Source organism: Enterococcus camelliae, from assembly GCF_042685105.1.
In the GTDB taxonomy this organism is placed as follows: Bacteria; Bacillota; Bacilli; order Lactobacillales; family Enterococcaceae; genus Enterococcus_G; species Enterococcus_G camelliae.
Window position 1 is genome coordinate 1 of record NZ_JBHUMO010000057.1, and the last position, 728, is coordinate 728.

A 728-nucleotide genomic window follows, 5' to 3' on the forward strand; every position below is an offset into this window, starting at 1 on the left:
ACAGATGGGGAAATCATTTCAGAAGGACTTCGTCCTTATATGATGAAAAAACGAGCAATCGACTGGCAGGCCATCTTTCTTGATTGGCGGAGAAAGCCACGTGCCATGCACTACTCTCGCTACTGGAAGTATTTACCGGAACGAATAAAGCTATTCCTTAGTCATCCAGATTGGAAAGAGCAAGATCAGCGATTGAATCGACTCTTAAGCCTGTTAGTGACACATGATATGTCAGGAATTGATGCTCATTTCTATGACTTATTAGCTGCATCAAGTGAGAAGGATGCCTATGATATTGATTGGTACCAATACGATGCCTTTTTATCCCTACCAGAGGAGGTCGTTCATTAGTGGATCAGCTTCGTTTCGAAACCGTTTGTAAGCAACTGAGACTTCCTCATATTCTCCAAATGTTGACGACTCAGGACTTGGAGGTGACAGTGGAAACAAAAGAAGATTGGTTGATGTGTCTTTTGGAAAAAGAATTGGCGTGTCGAGAAAAGGTAAAAATTACTCGTCTTTTAAAACAAGCAAAGCTTCCAATCAATCGTACCTTAGACAATTATGAATGGCATGAGCATATTTGTTTACCAAGTGTGACAACAAAAGAAGAATTATTGAGTCTATCCTTTATTCGTCAAAAAGAAAATGCAGTGTTTGTTGGTACACCTGGAACTGGAAAGACGCATCTGGCTTGTGCATTGGGGCAACTAGCCACCCAATCAGGG

The 728-nt window shown here is 41.2% G+C and carries 1 protein-coding gene and 1 pseudogene; both read left to right on the forward strand.

The features are described 5' to 3' along the window. A pseudogene (locus ACFSR0_RS09720) lies at window positions 1–351 on the forward strand (IS21 family transposase); the annotation flags it as partial. Continuing rightward, the coding region (locus ACFSR0_RS09725; RefSeq protein WP_379982288.1) for an ATP-binding protein at window positions 351–728 on the forward strand (378 nt) is incomplete at its 3' end. The pseudogene ACFSR0_RS09720 and the gene ACFSR0_RS09725, both read left to right, overlap by 1 nt.